Here is a 22555-nt window from a genome sequence, read left to right as displayed (position 1 = left end):
CTCATTTTTTATGCTCGAACCCAACTGAAAATTAAGCTATAAGACTTTGATTTTTTATTTTAATTTTTAAATTTATTGGGGAATTCAATGCTATTTAGACGAGCGATCTTGTCAGTGTCCATCGTGTTGCTGATGTGGGGTTGTGGGGGTGGAGGAGGTGAGAGCAGTACGCCACAGCAGACGCTGCCGGATCCAGTGACACCCCCCGGTTCGGGTGAGCAACTGAGCAAAATTGCGGAATTTAAGGTTCTGGATGTGGGTTCAGAATTAACAGCAGGGAATTTCGGTCTGGCCAGCTGGAATCCTACCGTCATGGTGGTAAATGGCGATGTCCTTTATATTGCCAATAGTCAGGCCGAATCGAATATTTTACGTTATGACTTAAAACAAAAACGTGCACTCAGTGCGATTGATCCTATGAAAATTTCGGGTCTGGCCAAAAAATGGGACAGCCTGAATGATCTGGAAATTCATGCAGGGCGTTTATATGTGGCCAATTATGGCTCGAACCGAATTGATATTCTAGATATTAGTGGTGAACAGCCGAGCTTCGTTATGGCACTCGGTACAGGTGTGTGGTGGGGCGATGCGCTTAATTATTCACTGGTACATAGCAATGCAGTGACTGCTGACGACCGTTATGTGTATGTACCTGATATTGAAGGCCGCATTAATGTCTGGCGTCAAAGTGATGTGACTGCGCAAAACCATTTAAAGGCCCGCAAATTTGCACGGCTCAGCTTGCCGGGCTGTGCACGCAACTGTAATGCACGTATGGAGGTTATGGGCGACTATCTGTACACCAGTCTGCCCGATGGTATGGCTTATGTCCATGATATCAATCAGATTCAGGAAAATGGAAATAATATTACGCCTATTTTAACAGAAACCAATTTGTCGGCAGTCATGCATCGCCATAACGATGGCTTGGTCTATGTGTCACGGAATAATGGCACTGTAGAAAGTTACAAGGAAAAATCCTTTAACTTGGAGTCTATCTTACCCAATAAAAGTGTGGATACCTTCCGAGACTATATTTTAAAAGGGCAAAACCAGAGCAGCCGAATAGCTAAAGCCAGCGATCTTTATATTTATGGTCAGAATCTATTACACATGGCCAATCAGAAAATTTATATTCTGCCAATGCTGACCCTGCAACAGAATAAATCCACCCAGCTAAACCAAGCTATGATTTTAACCGAATCTAAAGCACGCGAGAGAAGCCGTGTCTTGCAGGATGGCGAATCATGGGAAACCTTGACCAATAGCAGCCAGCGTCATGTCTATATGGACCAGATTTTATCGGCAACACTAAATGGCAACCGCCTGCATGTGCAAAGTTACAGTGCTGTGCCTGTACGTGATTTGCAGATTCGTGCCAAGATTAAAAACTCAGAAGACTGGGTAATTCTGGCTAAGCTGGATCAGTTAACACCATTTTCGAATGCCAGCTTTGATCTCAAACTGACCGACCAATCCCGTTTCCCGTTGCTCGATGGCACAGGCTCGATCCAGCTGGCAGGTCTGAGTCAGACCACACAAAATCCAAGTAATATTTTTGATCTGAAAATTAACTCTGAGACTGATGAGCACGTCAAAAAGTTGAACCAGATTAAAGCCAAATGGAAAATTTATTTTGGTACCTATGATGAACCGAATAAATGGTGTCGTATTACGCCGGTCTATGCCCGGGAATGGGTCATGATGATGACCAATCTGGCCTATATGCTCAGTACTCCAGAATTTGAAACCTTATGGTTTAACCATAAAGCGGTCATGGGACACGATTTTTTTGGCAATGATGGTCAGGTAGAAGGGCCGAATGGTTTCTTTCAGCCAGAAGATTATGTCCGGATCTATCGGGAAATTCTTAACCGCAATGAAATTAATCTTGGCATTACCAATATGGGTGGTGGTCTAGGTGGTGGAGCAGTATTAGGAGTAGATACTTGGTTATTCTATGGCCATTACAGATTATCTGGTTATCGAATTATTGCACATGAATTTGGTCATCATTGGGGCGGGCATAATAGTGCCTGGGCCATGTCGAATTATGGCTTTGAAGCTATGGTCGATGGGTTAAACTTCTATTTCCAGCGCCGTCCAGGCTCAATTCCTTATATGGACCCAAACGTGAATACTTTCCACTTAACACCGGACAGCGCGCTTTGTCAGGGGGTAAACCAAAATATGGTAAAAGGTGTGGCATCGACTGCGCCGTGGAATAAAGTGGATGAATACTTCAAAAATAACCCACTGCCAAATTAATAAGTCATAAAAAAAGCCCCTGAATTGAGGGGCTTTTTTTATAGTGGGAACAATTATTTTTCAATAATCGCTGTGACACCTTGACCACCGGCGGCACAGATGGACACTAGTACGCGGCCTGAACCTTTCTGGTTAATCAGTTTTGCTGCTGTCGCAATGATACGACCGCCGGTTGCTGCAAATGGGTGACCAGCAGCAAGTGAAGAGCCTTTTACGTTCAGTTTTGCACGGTCAATTGAACCCAGTGGAGCGTCTAAACCTAAACGCTCTTTACAGAATTTCGGATCTTCCCAAGCTTTCAGCGTAGACAATACTTGAGATGCAAAAGCTTCATGAATTTCATAATAGTCGAAGTCTTGCAGTTTCAGACCTGCACGTTCCAGCATACGCGGCACGGCATAAGCAGGCGCCATCAACAGGCCTTCTTTTTTCTCGACAAAATCAACTGCGGCAGTTTCCTGGAAAGTCAGGTAAGCCAATACTTCATGACCATTTGCCTTCGCCCATTCTTCAGAAGCCAAGAGCACGCAAGAAGCACCATCTGTTAGCGGCGTAGAGTTACCCGCAGTCATGGTACGGGCATCGCCCTTACCAAAGGCCGGCTTTAATTTCGCCAGTTTTTCAACACTTGAGTCCGCACGCAGGTTATTGTCACGTTGAAGACCCAAGAATGGTGTGATCAGGTCATCAAAGAAACCTTCTTCATACGCTGCAGCCATTTTCTGGTGTGAAGATGCAGCAAGTTCATCCTGTGCTTCACGGGAAATTCCCCATTCCAGTGTAGTAATCGCCTGATGATCACCCATAGAAAGACCTGTACGCGGCTCACCATTTTTTGGTGCATCCATAAGGTCTTTCACATTGATTTTGGTCAGTGCTTTCAGACGGTCTTTTGCAGTTTTCGCAATGTTTAGCTCAAGTAATGCTTTACGTAAACCGTCACCAAAAGCAATCGGTGCATCAGAAGTCGTATCTACACCACCTGCAATGCCTACTTCGATTTGACCTAAAGCAATCTTGTTGGCAACAAGAAATGCCGCTTGCAAACCAGTACCACATGCCTGCTGGATGTCATAAGCAGGCGTTTCAGGTGCAAGGGCAGTATTTAGTACACATTCACGGGTCATATTGAAGTCACGGCTGTGTTTCAGTACTGCACCCGCAACCACTTCACCTAAGCGTTGACCTTGCAGATTAAAGCGTTCAACCAGACCATTTAGGGTTGCTGTAAACATGTCAGTATTGGATGCCGTAAAGTAAGCACCATTAGAACGTGCAAATGGAATGCGGTTACCACCGATAATAGCAACGCGGCGAACTGTATTTTGGCTCATGTTTGGTTCCTGTTGAACAGAAGTCTGTGTTATAGATGTTGAATCTTGTTGGCTTGAAGTCGTTTTTTTGGTACGTGCAGATGTACTGCGTGTACGTGTGGTTTTAGCCGGACTTTTTTCTGTGGCATTGGCTGTATCAGGATTTTTAGTGCTACGCTTGTTACGCGTTGATGGTTTTGACACAGTTTCTGTCGCAGAGTTCTCGACTGCTGGATTTTCTTGAGTTGTTTTGCTCATAAGGCTTTACCAGGCAAATAGATCGTCTTCTTGGCGCTTACATTAGCATAGAAGAGGATAGGCTGTATTGACTACAATGACATTACAGACTGCGCTCAGGTCAAGTCATCTGCCTATTATCTCAAGTATGATTGGGCGGAATCTGGCGGATCTATTGAAATATATGTGTCTGGCATCATATTGAAGTTTAAGGATAACTTTAGATCAACCAAAAATTAATTTGTATGAGAGATAATAAACATGACTGATCAGTACCAAACTTTTGCAAAATCTCCTATTGGTAAATTTGTCATTAAAAATTTGGGTCTGCCATCCCCAACTTCTTTAGAGCGTTTTGAGTCTGCTACACCTGTAGTCAAAGGTGCAGTATTGTTTGGAGCAGCACCGGCAAGTACCTTGACTGGTGCTATTGCTCAGGTTCTGGCAAATATTCATGCCAATAGCTATGCAGGTAACAATGCTGAATTACAACAGGCTGCTGCATCAGCTGGACTGAATCTGGGTGCATTTAATCCAGGCGATAAAGAATCAAAATTCAAAGCTGTCATTTTTGATGCTTCAGGAATCGAAAACTCAGAACAGTTAAAATCACTTTATGATTTCTTCAACCCGATTGCGCGTCAGATTCAGAGTTCTGGTCGTGTCGTAATTGTGGGTACGACACCTGAAACAGCAAAATCGGTGAGCCAGGCGATTGCTCAACGTGCCCTAGAAGGTTTCGTAAAATCTGTTGGTAAAGAGTTTAAAAAGGGAATTGCAGCGAACCTGATCTATGTAGATGCTGGTGCAGAAGCAAACCTTGAATCTGCTTTACGTTTTGCAGTTTCTCCACGTTCTGCCTATGTTTCTGGTCAGGTGATTCGTGTTTCACCTGCTGAAAAAGTAGACGTAGACTGGACCAAGCCATTAGCGGGTAAAACTGCGGTTGTGACAGGCGCAAGCCGTGGTATTGGTGAAGCGATTGCCCATGTATTGGCCCGTGATGGTGCACATGTCATCTGTCTGGATGTTCCACAACAGCAGGCTGACCTTGATCGTGTAGCTAGTGAGATCGGCGGTTCTACCTTGGCTATTGATATTACAGCTGCAGATGCAGGTGAGAAGATCAAGGCAGCGGCAGCAGAGCATGGCGGCTTAGACATCATTGTGCACAATGCCGGAATTACTCGTGACAAGACCTTGGCCAATATGAAGCCTGAACTGTGGGATCTGGTGATTAACATCAACCTGTCGGCAATTGAACGCGTGAATGATTATTTAATCTCCAACGATGGTCTAAATGCCAATGGCCGTATTATCTGTGTATCCTCAATTTCTGGGATTGCAGGAAACCTGGGTCAAACCAATTATGCAGCATCTAAAGCCGGGGTGATTGGTGTAGTAAAATTCACAGCACCGACATTAAAAAATGGTATAACGATTAATGCCGTTGCACCGGGCTTTATCGAGACTCAGATGACGGCTGCGATTCCATTTGCGATCCGTGAAGCAGGCCGCCGTATGAATTCGATGAGTCAGGGCGGTCTACCTGTTGATGTTGCAGAAACGATTGCAATGTTTGCTGCTACTGCATCAACAGGTTTAAATGGCAACGTGGTACGTGTATGTGGTCAAAGTCTGTTAGGGGCTTAAAGCATCAAGTCCTTTCTTGCAGTTTAATTACAGCTCAGGGAGAGGATTTAGGAGAGGGAGACTAGGGGCCTTTTTTTAGCCCTCTCTCTAACTCTCTCCCAAAGGGAGAGAGAACTCCACTCATATATAAATGAAAAGAATATTTTAAAGGTTCAGTATGAATACGCGCCATTTTAGTCAACTTCCAAAACCTTATTTAGCCTATCCAAAAGTGATTCAAGGCTTGATTTTTAAAAAGCCGAAAGCTGAAAAAGTTCTACCGCAAGTTGAATATGTGGTGGATTCATTCAAGGTCGATCAAAAACATTTGAAAGCTTATAATGAAGTCTGCGGCTTCAAAAATAATGGTTATATACCAGCGATTTATCTGACGGTTCTTTCACAAAGCCTGCAAATGCACATGATGACTTCAGAAGCATTTCCATTTCCGATCTTGGGCTTGGTACATATCCGTAACCAAGTGAAGCAATACCGTAAAATCGGCGTCAATGAAACCTTGACCCTATCATGCAAATTTGGTGAATTACAGCCACATGATAAAGGCGTTCAGTTTGATTTCATTACTACAGTCAAAGTGGCAGGTGAGGTCGTAGTTGAAGCATTAACCACTTATCTGTCACGTCAAAAGACCAATGCTAAAGCGGCTGCTAAACCTGCAGAAAGCCAAGCGCCAGAATACAAACTGAATAATGAATGGAGCATCTCGGAGAATACGGGTCGCCGTTATGCCATGACCTCAGGTGACTTTAACCTGATTCATATTCATGCAGTTACAGCGAAAGCCTTTGGCTTTAAACAGGCAATTGCACATGGTATGTGGAGCAAAGCCAAAGCACTGGCGAATCTGTCATTGCCAGATGCTTATGAAGTTGATGTCTGGTTCAAGTTGCCGATGTACTTGCCATCTAAAGTTGAGTTCCTGACCGCGCAGGCAGCGAATGAGACAGATTTCCTGATTCGAAACAGTAAGAGTCAAAAACCGCATGTCACCGGTCATATCAAAGCGATTTAAATCTGGATCAAAAGCCTAAACCCGATTTAGGCTTTTTCATTTTAAGGGATCAATATTCTATGGATAGAATGATGCAGCCAATTAAAGATTATCTGTTTGCTGATCAGCATAATTATCAGGGCAATGTCGATGAGCGTTTCAGTGACCTTGCCCGTCAGTTTAGCCGTTTGCAGGATGCACGTACCGAACAGGGTGGTGCCGCACTGGTGGTATATTTTGAGGGACAAAAGGTCGTCGATATTTATACCGGTAAAAAGTCTGTCACTGAAAACTGGCAACCGGATACCATGTCGCTGTGTTATTCCACAGGCAAAGGTGTGCTGGCGACTTTGGCGCACATTCTGGTGAGTCAAGGTTATCTGGATTATGATCGACCGGTTGCAGAATACTGGCCTGAATTTGCACAAAAGGGTAAAGAAAATATTACTCTGGCGCATATGCTGAGTCATCAAAGTGGCCTGTTTGATATCCGTAATATGATTGATGATGCCACTGAAATGGCCGACTGGTCGCATATGCTGGACCGGATTGCAGCAGCGGAACCACGTTTTCGAGTTGCAACAGATGCAGCCTATCAACCGCTGACTTTTGGCTGGCAGGTGGGTGGAGCATTAGAAAAAGCGACTGGTAAAAAACTGGGTGAGCTGATGCAGGAATATCTGGTACAGCCACTACAGTTAAATGGTGCTTATTTTAGCGTACCGACGAATGAGTTAGCTCGGGTAGCGCTGCCCATTTTAAAGCCTAAAGCAGCCAAGTCTCAAACACAGACTGCGAAAAAAACTACACCAAGAAAGCCGAACCTGATGGAGCGAGCCTTGGTCTTTAGCGGGCAGGATCCTCAGGATTTTCAGGATGCCATGATTCCCAAAGGCATGAAGAAATTTAGTTTCTTTAGTGAACAGGGGCTACAAGCGATTATTCCCTCCGCCAATGGTGTCTTTACTGCAGAGAGTCTGGCAAAAATCTATACCATGCTGGCGAATCATGGTGAATGGCAAGGACAACAATTCATTTCGCCGGAAGTGTTCCCACAACTTAGTCAGGTGCAATACAAAACACGAGATCGGGTCATGCCTTTACCAATGCACTGGCGCTTGGGTTATCACCGTGTTCTCACTTTAGGAAAAGCCTCTAAAGGTTTTGGTCATATGGGTTTTAATGGCTCTGGTGCCTGGTGCGATCCTGAGCGCGGTTTGAGTTTTGCCTATACACATAACTTTCCTACAGGTTCATTAACCGGAGATTATCGTCTTTGGGGCCTGACGCAGGAAACATTGCGCTGTGCGGATGCGGTACTGACCGGCCGCAAAGGCTGGCGCTAGTTATCCTTGATTTGGGAGTTTAGCCCATCAGACAAATATGTTATTTTGTCGCGCAGTCCATGGCTATGGTGTGAAGTAATGAAAAAAGTGCTGGTGATTCCACTGGTCGCAAGCAGTGCGTTGTTCGGATGTCAAGAGCCGAATCAGCCGGCTGTAAAAAAGGTGATGGAAGCCAAAGCTCAGATTCCTGCCTGGGTCGGGAATTATCAGGGCACGACGCCATGTATGGGATGCTTTTCAAGTTGTGAAGATTGTCCGGGTATGGCAGTGGCCTTGACCTTGAATGAAGATCAGACCTTTACTTTACAGCGTGAAAGTTTAAGTGGACATAATAAAATTGAAACGATGAGTGGGCAGATTCGGTTTCAGGATGAATCACAACAAAAGATTGAACTGCTGAATGTCGATACCCGAAATCTGCTCTATGTCGATCTGAAAAAGCATGTTCTGGAAATTCGTGAAGATCAAACAGGCAAACGCTACCAGATGCAAAGTGACTTTATCTTGTTTGAATCCGTCTAATTTTAAAAAAGCATTTGTTTTATATCCCTTTTTCAATGAGTTTGATTAAGGGATTTTTATTCTTTATAAACCGGCATTCATTTCACTATTTCATAAAAAAACAGTATGCTTAGACCTGTAAAAAGGAGCATACATGTATCAAGTACTTGCGCGAAAATACCGTCCTCGTAATTTCAATGAATTGGTGGGGCAAAACCATGTATCACGTGCTTTAACCAGCGCGCTCGAACGTGGTCGTTTGCATCATGCCTATTTGTTTACGGGAACGCGTGGTGTTGGAAAAACCACGATTGCACGTATTTTGGCGAAGTGCTTGAACTGTGAAACCGGTATTACCTCGACGCCTTGTGAAGTCTGTGCGACCTGTACCGCAGTCAATGAAGGTCGTTTTATTGACCTGATTGAAATTGATGCGGCATCCCGTACCAAGGTCGAAGATACCCGCGAGTTGCTCGACAATGTGCCTTATGCACCGACTCAAGGCCGCTTCAAGGTCTACCTGATCGATGAAGTGCACATGCTGTCCACGCATTCTTTCAATGCCTTATTAAAGACGCTAGAAGAACCGCCGGAACATGTCAAATTCCTATTTGCAACCACCGATCCGCAAAAACTGCCAATTACCGTAATTTCTCGCTGTCTGCAATTTACCTTGCGCCCATTGGCAGTCGATGAAATTACCGAACATCTGGGCCATATTCTTAGCAAAGAAAGTATTCAGTCTGATCAGGATTCGATCTGGCAGATTGCTGAATCTGCGCAAGGTTCATTACGTGATGCCTTGTCGTTGACCGATCAGGCGATTGCCTATGGTCAGGGAGCGATTCAGCATCAGGATGTCAAAGACATGCTGGGACTGATTGACCGCACCATTATTTATGATCTGATTCTGGCGATTCACCAGAACCAGAAAGCGCAGGTCAGTCAGTTATTACTACAATTCCGTCAGCAAGCTCTGGATGTGTCACTGGTGCTAGACCAGCTAATTTCGACACTGCATGAACTGGCTTTATTGCAGTACCTGCCAGATCTGAGCCTGAAATATAGTGCCGAAATCAATCAAAAGATCATGCAGTTATCGGCTCTCATCTCAGCACAAGACCTGCAACTGTATTATCAGATTGCCTGTAAGGGTCGTGCCGATTTACAGTTTGCAGTTACGCAGGAACAAGGCTTTGAGATGACGGTGCTACGCTTACTGGCTTTCCGTCCATTACAACCAAGTGAAATTCCAGTAATGCAGGAGACTGCATCGCAACAGGCAACAACCCATACAACACGTCTACAGCCACCTGTTCAGACACAACTTCAATCTGAATCAGTAGAAACACAATCATTGGAGGCAGAACCGATATTTGATGATTTTTCTCTGGACGATGAGACAGATGAGGAGATTGATGTCGCATCAGCGTCTGAACCTTCTTCGGATGATTTTTTGGATGAAGACGAGCCAACTAGCATCACTGAGCCTGAATCTGTCCAGCCCGTAGTAATTCAGACCACCATTGAAGAAGTGCAGTCTAGTGATCAAATTATTCTTGATCCAAATGATGACAAAGGCTTATTTGGTTTTGATGAAATCGAGAGTACGCCAGAAGCACCTGCTACCAGCAACAGCTCGGATGATTTGCTGCTTGAAGAGTTTATTCTTGCAGATGCTGTCATCCCTACCGAGCCAGCACAAGACAGTATGTCTGCTGATGAGGAATTTAGTCTTGCTGCACCGGAATTGGAACTTTCACAGGATTCGATTGCTCAGCCTGCTCTTGAAAATACAGTTCCGGTTCAGCCAGTTGCACAGACAGCTTTGCTGGAAGATATTTCCCAAGATGTAAATACGCAGAATCTGATGCCACAGGATATTTTAAAAATACCTGAGCAAACCTTAGAAGGCGAGTGGAGCGTAGAAAAATGGGAATACTGGTTCCGTAATAGCCAACTTTCTCCAGCGGTACAGGAACTGGCACAGTATGGCGTCATGACTGGCCAGATGAATGGAGAATCCGTTTTCCATATTCCTGAACAGTACCAGCAGTTGCTGACCCAGTTGCAACATAATCTGGAAGCTGCTTTGCAACAGCAATGGCCGCAAACTAACTTCCAGGTGAAATTTGAAAATGTGGACCAGTTAACACCATATACCATGCAGCATCAGCGTAAGGCACGTGCCTTTAAACGTGCCGAAGAATTGTTACATGCTGAACCGGCTGTACGTGATCTGCTACAGCAGTTTGACGGTGAACTGCAAAATATTCAGCTGAAATAGGCTGGATGTTAAGTCACAACAAATCGAGATAAAGCATCCCGCATTTCAACTGGAATCGGGGTGCTTTTTCGTGTCTCACGATCGACAAATACATGGACAAAATTGCCTTGTGCAGCGGCTGTATCCGAGTTGCGTTTAAAAATAGCCAGATCATAGCTGAGCGATGAATTTCCCATGCTTTCAATGGCTACGCCCACTTCAATAATTTCCGGATAAGACAGTTCCTGATTAAACTGACAGTTGGAGCTGACGACCAGTCCAATCATGGGTGAATATTTTGGATCAAAAGCAGCTTCCTGAATCAGCAGGGCATTGGCGGCGGTATCAAAATAACTGTAATAAGTCACATTGTTGACATGGCCGTACAGATCATTGTCTGCCCAACGGGTTTGAATGGGCAGGAAAAAAGTATAGTGTTCACGCTGTTTGATGGTGGCTTTCATCACTATTCAGTCCTCAGCTAGATAAGGCTTAGGTGGAAATTGATCTAGGAATAGATCGCCTGATAAATCTGATAAGCATCCTCCACCTTGAGTTCACGTGGATTATTCTGCAACAGCCGGCTTTGTTGCATCGCATCTTCTGCCATCACCTGCAGTATATGTTCTGGAACATTCAACTGATTTAGTTTTAGAGTCAAACCGCTTTGCATCAGATGATTATTAAAATGATCAATAAACAGATCGGTCAGGCCATCATGGCAACCTTTACTACGGGGATCCAGCCAGGTCATCAATTCCGCATAGAGCTGTTTGGCCGCTGGCGCATTAAACTTTAATACTTCAGTTAGAACCAGTGCATTGCTATGCCCATGCGAAAGATGAAAATGTCCACCCAGTGGATAAGCCAGCGCATGTACGGCAGCGACTGGTGCATTGGCAAAGGCTTGTCCGGCCAGCATGGAACCGACCAGCATATTTTGGCGGGCATCTAAATCATGACCGTTTTGCAGTACACGTTGCAGATTGGCATTCAGTAATCTTAAAGCCTGTTTGGCCAGCATATCCGAATAAGGATTTTTCTTGTGTTTTGAGGTATAGGCTTCAATGGCATGTACCATGGCATCAATGCCGGTGGCGGCAGTGATCTGTGCTGGAAGATTCTGGGTAAATGTTGCATCCAGAATGGCAATATCTGCAAAAAGGATCGGTGCCACAATACCGGTTTTAGTGGTTTCACCTGTGGTGACAATCGAAATCGGCGTCACTTCTGAACCTGTTCCAGCCGTAGTTGGTACCAGAATTAAAGCTAAACGCGGTCCGGTGGCATTATCAACGCCATACAGATCAGACAATGTCTGATGCTGTTCAGGATGCGCCAAAATTGCAATGAGTTTGGCCACATCCATCGAGCTGCCACCACCAAAGCCCAGCACCACATCAATATTTTCCTGTTTTGCAAAAGCCACCGCTTCAAGCACCACTGTATCGGGCGGATCGGCCTGAACATCCGAGTAAATCACATACTCCAGTCCGGCAGATTCAATAATATCCAGAATCGGCAGATGTAATTGCTCCTTCAGCATACCCGGGTCAGTCACCAGTAGAAGACGGCGATAACGGCCATTTTTTAGAATTTTAAATAATTCCTGAATCGTGCCTAGTCCGGCAATGATATTGGGGACGGTTTGAAACTGAAAACGATTCATGGCGATATCCTTGATTTTTTTATTGCAAATACGAGATTATTCTATGGTTGTAAGATAGGAATCAGTATATAAATAACTTAACATAAGAATCCTTAAAATAAAGTAGCTCTGAGGTTGTTTATGTCATCCAGAACGCCATACAAGGTGTTATGTGTTTGTTTGGGAAATATTTGCCGCTCTCCCACGGCAGAAGTTGTACTCAGACATTATTGTGATGAACAGCAACTGAATATTGTGGTCGATTCTGCCGGAACCAGTAATTATCATCCGGGCAAGGCACCGGACTTGCGTAGCCAGCAGCATGCGCTGAAACGTGGCTATGACCTTTCAGCACTTCGCGCACGTCAACTTATTCCGCATGATTTTATTGATTATGATCTGATTCTGGCGATGGATCTGGAGAATTTATCCAATATCCAGAACATACAGCGTCTGGCAGAAACTCAGTTTGGTCATGTACGTGCACGTGTGGCATTGATGAGTGAACATGATCAGACCTATCCGAAACAGGCCTTACCGGATCCTTATTATGGCGAAGTGGATGGCTTTGAACGGGTGCTTGATCAGTGTGAGTCCAGCAGCCAGGCCTGGATTGAGATTTTTAAACAGAATTTACACAAGGTTTAAGCGATGCAGATTCAAACCCAGGTTCAACTTAAACCTTTTAATACCTTAAATTTAGAAGCAGTTGCTTCGCACTATGCTCAGATTCAATCCACCGCTGATCTGCTAACTGCACTGGATTTTGCGGAACAGCAGCAACTCAATTTGCTGATCCTGTCAGGCGGCAGTAATATGTTGTTGCCGGAGCAGATTGATGCGCTAGTTCTGCATATGGATATTCAAGGCATTGAAATGCTGGATGCTGATGATCAGTCGCAACGTTTACGTGTAGGCGGCGGACAAGGCTGGCATGACTTCGTGCTCTGGACTACAGCACAAGGTCTGTATGGTTTACAAAATTTGGCCCTGATTCCTGGACGTGTCGGTGCTTCGCCAGTACAGAATATTGGCGCTTATGGCGTTGAAGTCGGCGAGTTTATCGATTCCGTCGAGGTCTATGACCGTCAGCTGAAACAATTTGCCTCGATTCAGGCAGCAGACTGTCAATTTGCCTACCGGCATAGTATTTTTAAAGATGATCCTAACCGTTATGTGATTACCCATGTGACTTTTAGATTACTTAAACAGCCAGATTTGAAACTGAATTACGGTGACCTGAAGACTGCGGTCGGTGATCAGCTCACAGCAGAAAACTTGCAGCAACAGGTCATTCAGATTCGTCAGAGCAAATTACCTGATCCGCAAGAATTTCCCAACGTGGGTAGCTTCTTTAAAAATCCAGTGGTTGATCAGGCGGTCTTTGACCAAATTGCTGTATCTTTCCCGAATTTACCCCATTACCAACAAGCCAATGCTCAAGTTAAACTAGCAGCGGGCTGGCTGATTGATCAGGCGGGCTGGAAGGGTAAACAGTTGGGGCCTGTCGGCATGTTTCAGAAACAGGCATTGGTCTTGGTGAATTATGGTCAAGCCTCTCTCACCGATGTTCGTAAAACGTATCGTGGGGTACAGCAATCAGTTTGGGAAAAATTTAGTCTGATGCTGGAACCTGAACCTGTATTGTTCGATAAAAATGGCTTGATTCGTTCTCATCAGGAAGAGGAATAACATGAAAAACACCCATTGGATGGTACGTTTGCTACAAATTGTCACTGGACTATTTGTACTATGCGGGTGTCTACTGGTGTTGGTTTATACGCCTTTTTACTCAAAAATGATCGTCAAGGGCTTAAACCAGTTTGTCTCCTTAGAGCTAAATGAAGTCGCGGCCCAAAGCCAGAAAATGGCAGCATTAAGCGAGCATGAAAATCTAGAACCTGGCTCTGATTTGTGGATAGCCCGTCAGGCATATTTAAAGGTCATGGAACAGGATATCCAGCAAAATAACTCGGCCAACCTGATGCTGATTCAGGCACGTTATAAAGCGCTGCAGCAAGTAATTGAAGAATATCAACGCGAACAGCAAGATCAAAAAGCAGAGCAAAGTCCACCTGCTCAGGTGCCCTTATTGTCCTCACAGGAAGATGCAGAACCAGCCGATCCGACAGCAAATGTCCGGGAATTGTTGGAGTGGAACAGTAGTAAAAACAAGGAACGTATTGAGCAATATATGGAGTTTCTGACGACGCATCCACTTGAGCAGGGTGAAGCCAGTTCGGTACAGGAAACCGATGGAGAGGAAATCCAGCAGGACTTGGCTTTACTACAAGAGCAACAGCAGGCTAAACCGGCGAATAGCTCTCAGCCTTATGCCATTGTGGTATTGGGTGGTGGCTTAACCCTAGATGACCAAGGCAAAGAGATCATCGTCAATAACTATACGCGACTACGTCTGGAAACCACGCTGGCAGTAGAGAAACATTACCAGTTACCGATTGTTCTGAGTGGGGTCGAAGCACCGTATATGCAGCGCTGGTTAAAAAATCATGGTGTCGATGCCAAATTAATGGAAGATCGCAGCATGAACACCTGTGAAAATACCCGTTTCAGTTCATTATTATTACAAAAGAAAGGTGGAGCGCCTACAGTGATTCTGATTACGGATCGTTATCATATGCCGCGTACCCGCCGTTTATTTGCGTTAAATGGCATACAAACCATTCCGGTAGAAGCGCCGATGCCAACGCCATTGACACGATGGCGTCCAAGTGCACAAAATTATGATCACAGTCGTCGTGCCAATTATGAAATGTTGGCGACCATGCGCGATATGTGGTTTGGATCCAGTGACTGTCGGGAGGTGCCATAATGTCTGATATCCCATTTTTAAATCCCACCATTCTGAAACAGCTGGATTTACCCATTCCGAGTCGAGATGTTACGCCTCAACTCTTGCCACCTTTAAACCTGAATCGTAGTGATGAACCGCCGATTGATCTGCAGTCCTATCGAAAGCTTTATGGTTTTGATTTACTGGACTGCAAACACTGGCAGGGCTATGTACAGATGCCATTATTCAAGTTGCATGTACAGGTGTTTGAACCGAATCTGGAAAATACCCGCTTTGACAATATTCAGGGAACCGCTTTTTTGCTGCATGGTTATCTGGAACATAGCGGTATTTATCAGCCCATTGTCAAAGAGCTTTTAGAACAGGGTTTTAGTGTGTTGACCTATGATCTGCCTGGACATGGTCTGAGTGATGGTTCACCTGCCAGCATTCAGAATTTTGATCATTATCAGCAGGTTTTGCATGCCGTACATCGTTATGTGCAACATGCCTCACAATTACCGAAACCTTGGGTTGGTATCGGGCAGAGTACCGGCGGTGCGATCTGGATGCACCATTTACTGGAGTTTGCACAGCGTCGTGAAAATCCTTTTGTTGAACGAGTCTTATTGTTATCACCATTGATTCGTCCCGCCAAAACTGCCTGGTGGCATAATTCGGTCGGATTGGGCATTATTAGCCGAATCAAACGTGAAGTTCCCCGGCATTTCAGACGCAATAATCATAATCCGGAGTTTCTGCGTTTTATCCGGCTTAAAGATCCATTACAACCGCGAATGATGGGCATGGACTGGATTTTAGCGATGTCACGCTGGATGCTGGAAATGGAAGCGCGTCCGGCTTGTCGTATTCCAGTCTGGCTAGCACAGGGTGCACAGGATCAGACTGTGGACTGGCGTTATAATATCGAATTTATCCGACGTAAATTCAGACTCCAGACTTTGCTTATGCTAGAAGAGGGTTCGCATCAGTTAATCAATGAGCGTGCTGATATTCGTGCTGCATTGACGGGTTTGATTCCTGCCTTTCTGCATGCACACGGCAGCAAAACTTATTATTAATAGATTGAAAATTTAATATTTAAAAAGGCGTTTATGAAAACGCCTTTTTTAGTTCTAATGCTATTGATTTAAAATTTTTCTAATTGGGCCAAATTCCACATCCGGAAGTAGAAGTTCTCCTCATCCTTATTTTCACAGGACAATAATTCACCTTCTTTGAGCCAAAAATGAATCTGCGCAAAGTTCTTTATTTCGTGATTATTCACGCGTTGTGCCAGATGATGCGCCTTAATAGCGGAAGGGTGTTTGAGACCTGCGGAAGCTATTAGTTCAGACAGGGCATGTAAGGTGTTTTTATGAAAATGAAACACCCGTTCGGCCTTGGTCGGCACATGTAAGGCTTTCTGGCGATCTTTGTCTTGGGTGGTGACTCCGACAGGGCATTGATTGGTATGACAACTTTGTGCCTGAATACAGCCCACTGCAAACATAAAACCACGGGCAGAGTTCACCCAATCCGCACCAATGGCAAGCGTGCTGGCAATATCGAATGCACTAATTATTTTACCACTTGCACCAATTTTGATCTTATCTCTCAAACCTGCACCAACAAGGGTGTTGTGTACAAACAGTAAACCTTCTCTTAAAGGCGCACCGACATAGTCAATTAATTCAATGGGTGCAGCACCGGTTCCACCTTCAGAACCATCAACCACAATAAAATCCGGATAAATCTGAGTATGTAACATGGCTTTGACCATGCTCATAAACTGCCACGGTTGACCCAAGCACAGCTTAAATCCGACCGGTTTTCCGCTGGAAAGTTCACGTAATTTTTGTATGAAATGCATCATTTCAATCGGTGTGTTAAATGCCGGATGACTAGAAGGTGAAACACAATCATGATCACGGCTGATGCCTCGAATTTGGGCAATTTCTTCCGAAATTTTACTTTTAGGTAAAATACCGCCGTGGCCAGGTTTTGCGCCTTGCGAAAGCTTGATTTCAATCATTTTTACCTGGGGTAATTTGGCTTGTGCAGCAAAACGTTCCGGATCGAATTGTCCATCTAAAGTACGGCAGCCAAAATAACCACTGCCAATTTCCCAGACCAGATCACCGTCATATTCCAGATGGTAGGGACTGATACTGCCTTCGCCTGTATCATGGAAAAAATCACCTTTTTTAGCGCCGAGATTAAGGGCTCGTATCGCATTGGCACTCATGCTGCCAAAGCTCATGGCTGAAATATTTAAAATAGAAGCTGAAAAGGGCTGGGTACATTGCTCATTTCCAATCAGGATACGAAAAGTCTGTGGATCGGCAACTTTGCAGGGCGTGATGGAATGACTAACAAAGCGGTAATTATCTTCATAGACATTCAGAATCGAGCCGAAAGGTTTATCAGAATTTTCATTTTTCGCCCGCTGATACACCAGACTGCGCTGCATACGGGAAAAGGGCAGCGCATCGCGGTCGGCTTCAATAAAATACTGACGAATCTCGGGACGAAATTCCTCAAAGATAAAGCGGAAATGTCCCATGATGGGATAATTTTTCAGAATGGAATGCTTGTTTTGCAGTACATCATACAAACCCAGCAAACTCAGCAGAATGCTCAGGATCCACAGGGTATTCACCAACGTTTGCGGCATAAAATAATAGATATAACGCGGAGAATAACCGATATGAAATGTAGTAAAAATTACTGCAATCAGAATGCAGGCAAACCAGACCGAATGGCGGGAAAAGAAAGTATTGAGCAGCTTGTGACGTACTAATTGAGCAGGGTTAGCCATTGTAAAATTAAGTCCCTATTTCTACTTCTATAAGGCTTTATGATGTGCAAAGCGAGGTATCTTATACAAGCAGAGAATTGTTATTCGATTTTATAAACTTGCCAGAAATACTATTAAGCCAGGCAATAAATCAGCAGCGATTACAGATAAATTTTGCGGAAAAAGTCCTATAGAAAAAATCTGCAAAAGACATGCATTCTATTTATTTCACAAGTAAGGCGGATGACTTTATAGTCGGTTTAGTCACTACACAGGAGTCTTAAACCATGACCAAAAAATCTATTCGCTTTAATAATGCTGAGCTGGCTTGCTTATGTCTCAGTCATTTTTAAATATTGATGTTTCATCCAAGCTACATTTTGGGGTGTTAAAGAAAAGTAGCTTGGCACAGCGACAGCTCACTACAACAAGAACAAAAATATAAGCAAAATTCTCCAGTCCCCACTTTGGGGATTTTTTTATTCTGGAATACCTAAAAGAATCTGGATGAAGCCTGTGTGATTAAGGCTTTTCTTCATCCGGCTGATCGACTGCATTGGCTACAATACTCGGTTCAATATATTTAATCTTTTTACCAAAGCTGCGTAACCACCAGACCAGTTGGGAGGTAAATGGCACGGTAGCAGTGATCAGCGACATGCCATCTTCCATTTTTTCAATTTTCTGGTCTTTGCTGAGCTGGCTTTCCTCAAAATAATGTGCATCCGATTCCGACATGCTGAGTTTAAGCGTGACATTTTCGGTAGGATGGTTAAAGTCCACCCGGAAGCCCAGCGCACCAGAATCAATATACTCATCAATATCGAAATTGACTGGATGCAAGGCGCGTGAATTCAGCACCACGGCCGATTTAAAGCGGTGCAGGGCAAAGGTCTGGATATCCGATTTGTCATGACGGGTACACACCAGATAGATGATTGACCCTTTTTGTACCAATGCCAGAGGATTGAGAATATAGGTCTTTTCTTCGCTATTATGACCGCGGCCCTGATACACACATTCCAGTTGTTTGTCCTGTAACAGACCTTCGTACACTGCTTGCTGCGCGGCCTTATCTACCACAGGGGGAATCAGGGGTTGGGTGGCCGGAACAATGCGTACGCGGTTAATCCATTGCCGGACATTGTTCTGGGAAGAAAGACTGCGTCGTGCCAGATCAAACCACGGATTCATTTCCTCGATCAGGCTCGGTGGCAGCAGATGTTTTAAATGTTCTTCGACCATCATGAAAGTGACCGCTTGCGAGCTGGTCATATGCGGCAAACTTTGCAGCGGCGCATCTGAACGCCAACGCCAGCCTTGAGGTGTGGTTTTACTGCTTTCAATGGGAAAGCGTTGCGCAATCTGATTCAGGTCACGCTGAATGGTACGCAGACTGATATCGATGCCTTCGCGATTGAGGATTTCCTGTAATTCACGTGTTCCCATCCATTTGCCGGTAGAAAGACGCGACAAAATTTGCCATTGGCGATACAGACTGTTTGAAGTTTCTTTTTCTTGTGCTGACATAATTTATTTTGCTGGCAATAAAGAAGAGGGAATCTAGGCTTAGCTTAACACAATAAAAAAACTCTCATTTTTTCGCAAGTCCCTCTGTGCAACATTTGTCCTACAATTCTAAAACAACTTGGTCGAAAATGGAATTGAGTTCATTGGGCATTTATTAGATTAATGGTAATTGAAATGCAGATGTCATGGCATGGATATTGCTTTGATTTGATTATAATAGATGATAATACGAGGGTTTGTATGCTTAAAGGAAATCAGGATACAAATGTGATTGAAACAATTGATAAATTTACTTCCCAAAATATTGGAAAAAATTTTATAGACACTAAAACTACAGCGGTATCTACTACAACAAATCCACAACTTTTACTGCAGCAGTTATCTTCAAAGTTCTTTAATGAAATGCAGGATGAACATGTGTTGTCCAGTCAGGCTGGTCAAAGACTGGAAGAATGGTTATCACAACATACGCTGGATGAACTCAATGCACTGAATCAGGTAGCAAAAGAACATTTTTTACATCACGGTATTACCTTTACCGTTTATGGCGATGAAGAAGGCGTAGAACGCACCATTCCCTACGATATCATTCCGCGAGTCATAGACCGGAAGCAGTGGAATATGGTGGCTTTAGGCTCGGCACAACGGATACGGGCGCTAAATTTATTCTTACATGATATTTATCATCAACAGGACATTTTAAAAGCCAATATTATTCCTGAGTTGCAGATTTTAACTCATGAGGCCTATCAGCCGCATATGTATCAACATAGCTTGAAAGGCGGGATTTATAGCCAGATTAGCGGGATCGATGTGATCCGTGATTCCAAGGGCGAGTTTTATGTCTTAGAAGATAATCTCAGAACGCCATCTGGTGTTTCTTATATGCTGGAATGCCGCAAGATCAGTGAAAAACTGATGCCGAAAGTATTCGAGCAGTCCAAGATTGCCGGAATTGAGCAATATCCACAATTATTGAAAGAAATCCTGATCGAAAATGCCTACGTCGACAAGCCATTTGTCGTGGTGCTGACCCCAGGACGTTTTAATAGCGCTTACTATGAACATGCCTTCCTTGCAAGGGAAATGGATGTGCCATTGGTAACATCACGTGACCTTTTTGTTGATGACTCGAAGGTTTATGTAAAAACCATACGTGGTCGCCAACGAGTCGATGTTATTTATAGACGGGTCGATGATGCGTTTCTTGATCCCTTATGCTTTAGACCGGATAGCACTTTGGGTGTGGCTGGCTTGATGTCAGCTTATTTGCAAAATAATGTTGTGATTGCCAATGCACCGGGAACCGGTGTGGCAGATGACAAATCGGTTTATCCATATGTCGATAAAATGATTCGTTTTTATTTAGGCGAGCAACCAATTCTAAAAAATGTTCCGACTTATCAATGTCGTAATTCTGAAGAATTAGACTATGTCGTGGCTCATCTGGATCAACTGGTGGTGAAAGAAGCGCAGGGTTCGGGCGGTTATGGCATGCTCATTGGACCACAAGCGTCTAAACAGCAAATTGAAACTTTCAGGGAGAAAATTTTAGCTGCGCCGCATTTATATATTGCGCAGCCAACTTTGGACTTATCGGTTAGTCCGACTTTGACCAATTTTGGTATTGCTGAACGTCATATCGACTTACGCCCATTTGTATTAAGTTCGCCTTATCGTACTGAAATCGTACAGGGTGGCTTGACACGTGTGGCAATGCAGCCCGGCTCACTGGTGGTGAATTCATCGCAAGGTGGCGGTATCAAAGATACCTGGGTAGTCGACAATTTACATTCATAAGATTCCAAAGAAGGAAAATGTCATGGTTTTGCTGAATAGCAATGCGCAACATATTTTTTGGTTAGGGCGTTATTTATCTCGCACTCATTTTTTATGCGCGCGCTTTCCATTTTTAGAAGATGAAGCGGCAGTGGCATATGCCCATGCTTTCTGTTTACCTGCCTTTGATGCGAGCTCCCTAAATGAGCTGGTACTAGATCCTACGCAAGTAGCATCTTTTAGCCAACAGTTTAAAGTGGCCAAAGACAATATCCAGGAATTGCGTGGGGTGCTGTCTGCATCAGGCTATGCAGAACTGATGAAACTGATCAAAACTGCAGAAAAAAATGCTGGTTATATCTGTGAAGTGGTGACGGAATGTGAAGATATTCTAGAAGCCGAATCTTCCGATATTTTTCTGTTTTTCAGTTTAGGGCAATGTGTAGAACAGTTGGATCACCAGTTACGCCTAGGTGAAGAAACCAGTACCACATTGTGCAAGATTGATTATGTGGTCAGAATCCTGGTGGAAATGGGCTGGAATGATCTGGAACAGTACTGGGAGCAGTTGCGTACAGAGCCGAACCGGATCCAGTTCTATCAGTTTAGCGACCATATTCATCAACTGTTTGAGGCAGATGTATGAAATTGATGGTGAATCACCAAACGCACTATATGTACACGGCCGAGGTGAGGAACAGTATTCAGTACATTAAAATGATGCCTTCGAGCAATGCGCATCAGCGGGTTCATTCTTGGGATATCAGTGTACCGGGTAATAAAGAAATCCGGAAAGATGCATTTCATAATCTGTGGATGACCTGTAGCCAGCGGGAACCTTATTATTCCCTGACTATCATGGCGCAAGGAATAGTCGAGCTAAATCCTGCGCATCAGAGTGGACTGAATGATTCAATCAATCCCAATCTTTTTCTACAGCCGACCGAATCAACCCAATGTAATGCAGCAATGAAAGACTTTGCACAACGTCATGTTCCTGCATTAACCCGTCAGCATTTGATTGGACTGGCACAGGCCTTGCTGGAGCATGTGCCTTATATTTCAAACAGTACTTCAGTGCAAGGCTCTGCAATAGATGCCTTTGAGTCCAGACAGGGCGTCTGTCAGGACCATAGTCATATTTTTATTGCCATGTGCAAATATCTAGGTTTGCCTGCACGCTATGTTTCTGGTTATTTATATGCACAAAATGCTTCGCATCTGGCCAGTCACGCTTGGGTAGAGGTGTTTGTAGACCAGACATGGTATTGTTTTGATGTCAGTAATCTGTTGTTTACTCCAAGTTCGCATGTTTATGTGGCGATTGGACGGGATTATTGGGATGTGGCGCCGGTACGCGGTGTCAGAGAAAAGGGCGGTGTGGAATCCATGCATTCCATCGTTCAAGTGCTAGGATGTTAATAAGGAC

17 protein-coding genes and 1 pseudogene are annotated in these 22555 nt (G+C 44.2%); 13 read left to right on the top strand and 5 right to left on the bottom strand.

Translation table 11 applies throughout. The annotated features are described in order from the left end of the window. The first annotated feature begins 87 nt into the window (after nt 1-87). On the top strand, nt 88-2268 hold the full coding sequence (locus FTV42_RS03310; protein WP_180037388.1) for a beta-propeller fold lactonase family protein: 2181 nt from the start codon (nt 88-90) through the stop codon (nt 2266-2268). Nucleotides 2269-2321: 53 nt separating this feature from the next. On the opposite strand, the gene FTV42_RS03305 is transcribed toward FTV42_RS03310, so the two are convergent. Next, nucleotides 2322-3839 carry an acetyl-CoA C-acetyltransferase gene (locus tag FTV42_RS03305; RefSeq protein ID WP_180037387.1) on the bottom strand — a complete coding sequence of 506 codons (1518 nt, stop codon included), beginning with the start codon at nt 3837-3839 and terminating at the stop codon, nt 2322-2324. 240 nt (nt 3840-4079) lie between these two features. Between FTV42_RS03305 and FTV42_RS03300 the strand changes: the two genes are divergently transcribed. The 5 genes from FTV42_RS03300 (at nt 4080) to dnaX (ending at nt 10596) form a co-directional block, all read left to right on the top strand. Next, the gene (locus tag FTV42_RS03300; protein WP_180037386.1) at nt 4080-5471 is read left to right on the top strand and encodes a 3-oxoacyl-ACP reductase; all 1392 of its coding nucleotides are present in this window, start codon (nt 4080-4082) and stop codon (nt 5469-5471) included. 157 nt (nt 5472-5628) lie between these two features. Further along, nucleotides 5629-6483 (top strand): MaoC/PaaZ C-terminal domain-containing protein, encoded by an 855-nt coding sequence (locus FTV42_RS03295; RefSeq protein WP_044108854.1) that lies wholly within the window; start codon nt 5629-5631, stop codon nt 6481-6483. 59 nt (nt 6484-6542) lie between these two features. Further along, nucleotides 6543-7808, top strand: a complete 1266-nt coding sequence (locus tag FTV42_RS03290; protein ID WP_180037385.1) for a serine hydrolase — start codon at nt 6543-6545, stop codon at nt 7806-7808. Nucleotides 7809-7886: 78 nt separating this feature from the next. Then, nucleotides 7887-8330 carry a copper resistance protein NlpE N-terminal domain-containing protein gene (locus FTV42_RS03285; RefSeq protein ID WP_180037384.1) on the top strand — a complete coding sequence of 148 codons (444 nt, stop codon included), beginning with the start codon at nt 7887-7889 and terminating at the stop codon, nt 8328-8330. 133 nt (nt 8331-8463) lie between these two features. Continuing rightward, complete coding sequence (gene dnaX, locus FTV42_RS03280; RefSeq protein WP_180037381.1) at nt 8464-10596, top strand: DNA polymerase III subunit gamma/tau; 2133 nt, start codon at nt 8464-8466, stop codon at nt 10594-10596. Between the two features lie 8 nt (nt 10597-10604). On the opposite strand, the gene FTV42_RS03275 is transcribed toward dnaX, so the two are convergent. Both FTV42_RS03275 and FTV42_RS03270 read right to left on the bottom strand, forming a co-directional pair. Beyond that, nucleotides 10605-11039: a thioesterase family protein gene (locus FTV42_RS03275; protein WP_004645428.1), complete on the bottom strand. Its 435-nt coding sequence runs from the start codon at nt 11037-11039 to the stop codon at nt 10605-10607. Nucleotides 11040-11083: 44 nt separating this feature from the next. Continuing rightward, nucleotides 11084-12244 (bottom strand): iron-containing alcohol dehydrogenase, encoded by a 1161-nt coding sequence (locus tag FTV42_RS03270; protein WP_004278811.1) that lies wholly within the window; start codon nt 12242-12244, stop codon nt 11084-11086. A gap of 120 nt (nt 12245-12364) precedes the next feature. On the opposite strand from FTV42_RS03270, the gene FTV42_RS03265 reads away from it, so the two are divergent. From FTV42_RS03265 to FTV42_RS03250, 4 genes are read left to right on the top strand one after another with little or no spacing between them, the layout of a single operon-like run. Next, on the top strand, nt 12365-12871 hold the full coding sequence (locus FTV42_RS03265) for a low molecular weight protein-tyrosine-phosphatase (protein WP_180037380.1): 507 nt from the start codon (nt 12365-12367) through the stop codon (nt 12869-12871). Between the two features lie 3 nt (nt 12872-12874). Then, nucleotides 12875-13915 (top strand): UDP-N-acetylmuramate dehydrogenase, encoded by a 1041-nt coding sequence (gene murB, locus FTV42_RS03260; RefSeq protein ID WP_180037379.1) that lies wholly within the window; start codon nt 12875-12877, stop codon nt 13913-13915. Nucleotide 13916: 1 nt separating this feature from the next. Next, nucleotides 13917-15056 carry a YdcF family protein gene (locus tag FTV42_RS03255; protein WP_180037378.1) on the top strand — a complete coding sequence of 380 codons (1140 nt, stop codon included), beginning with the start codon at nt 13917-13919 and terminating at the stop codon, nt 15054-15056. Then, nucleotides 15056-16099 carry an alpha/beta hydrolase gene (locus FTV42_RS03250; protein WP_180037377.1) on the top strand — a complete coding sequence of 348 codons (1044 nt, stop codon included), beginning with the start codon at nt 15056-15058 and terminating at the stop codon, nt 16097-16099. The genes FTV42_RS03255 and FTV42_RS03250 overlap by 1 nt, the downstream gene beginning before the upstream one ends. Before the next feature lie 68 nt (nt 16100-16167). Here the strand turns inward: FTV42_RS03250 and FTV42_RS03245 are convergent, their stop codons facing one another. Together FTV42_RS03245 and FTV42_RS03240 are read right to left on the bottom strand one after the other, a co-directional pair. Then, the gene (locus FTV42_RS03245; protein WP_005252169.1) at nt 16168-17838 is read right to left on the bottom strand and encodes an FMN-binding glutamate synthase family protein; all 1671 of its coding nucleotides are present in this window, start codon (nt 17836-17838) and stop codon (nt 16168-16170) included. Between the two features lie 501 nt (nt 17839-18339). Next, nucleotides 18340-19347 (bottom strand): YafY family protein, encoded by a 1008-nt coding sequence (locus FTV42_RS03240; RefSeq protein WP_180037376.1) that lies wholly within the window; start codon nt 19345-19347, stop codon nt 18340-18342. Nucleotides 19348-19701: 354 nt separating this feature from the next. Here FTV42_RS03240 and FTV42_RS03235 point away from each other — a divergent pair. The 3 genes and pseudogenes from FTV42_RS03235 to FTV42_RS03225 form a co-directional block, all read left to right on the top strand. Further along, nucleotides 19702-21147 (top strand): annotated as a pseudogene (locus FTV42_RS03235) (circularly permuted type 2 ATP-grasp protein); the annotation flags it as partial. Nucleotides 21148-21169: 22 nt separating this feature from the next. After that, on the top strand, nt 21170-21772 hold the full coding sequence (locus FTV42_RS03230) for an alpha-E domain-containing protein (RefSeq protein ID WP_180037374.1): 603 nt from the start codon (nt 21170-21172) through the stop codon (nt 21770-21772). Next, complete coding sequence (locus FTV42_RS03225; protein ID WP_005252164.1) at nt 21769-22548, top strand: transglutaminase family protein; 780 nt, start codon at nt 21769-21771, stop codon at nt 22546-22548. The genes FTV42_RS03230 and FTV42_RS03225 overlap by 4 nt, the downstream gene beginning before the upstream one ends. Nucleotides 22549-22555 lie beyond the last annotated feature (7 nt).

Source organism: Acinetobacter sp. YH16052 (assembly GCF_013417155.1).
GTDB lineage: Bacteria > Pseudomonadota > Gammaproteobacteria > Pseudomonadales > Moraxellaceae > Acinetobacter.
This window is presented reverse-complemented; position numbering and strand designations above follow the sequence as displayed.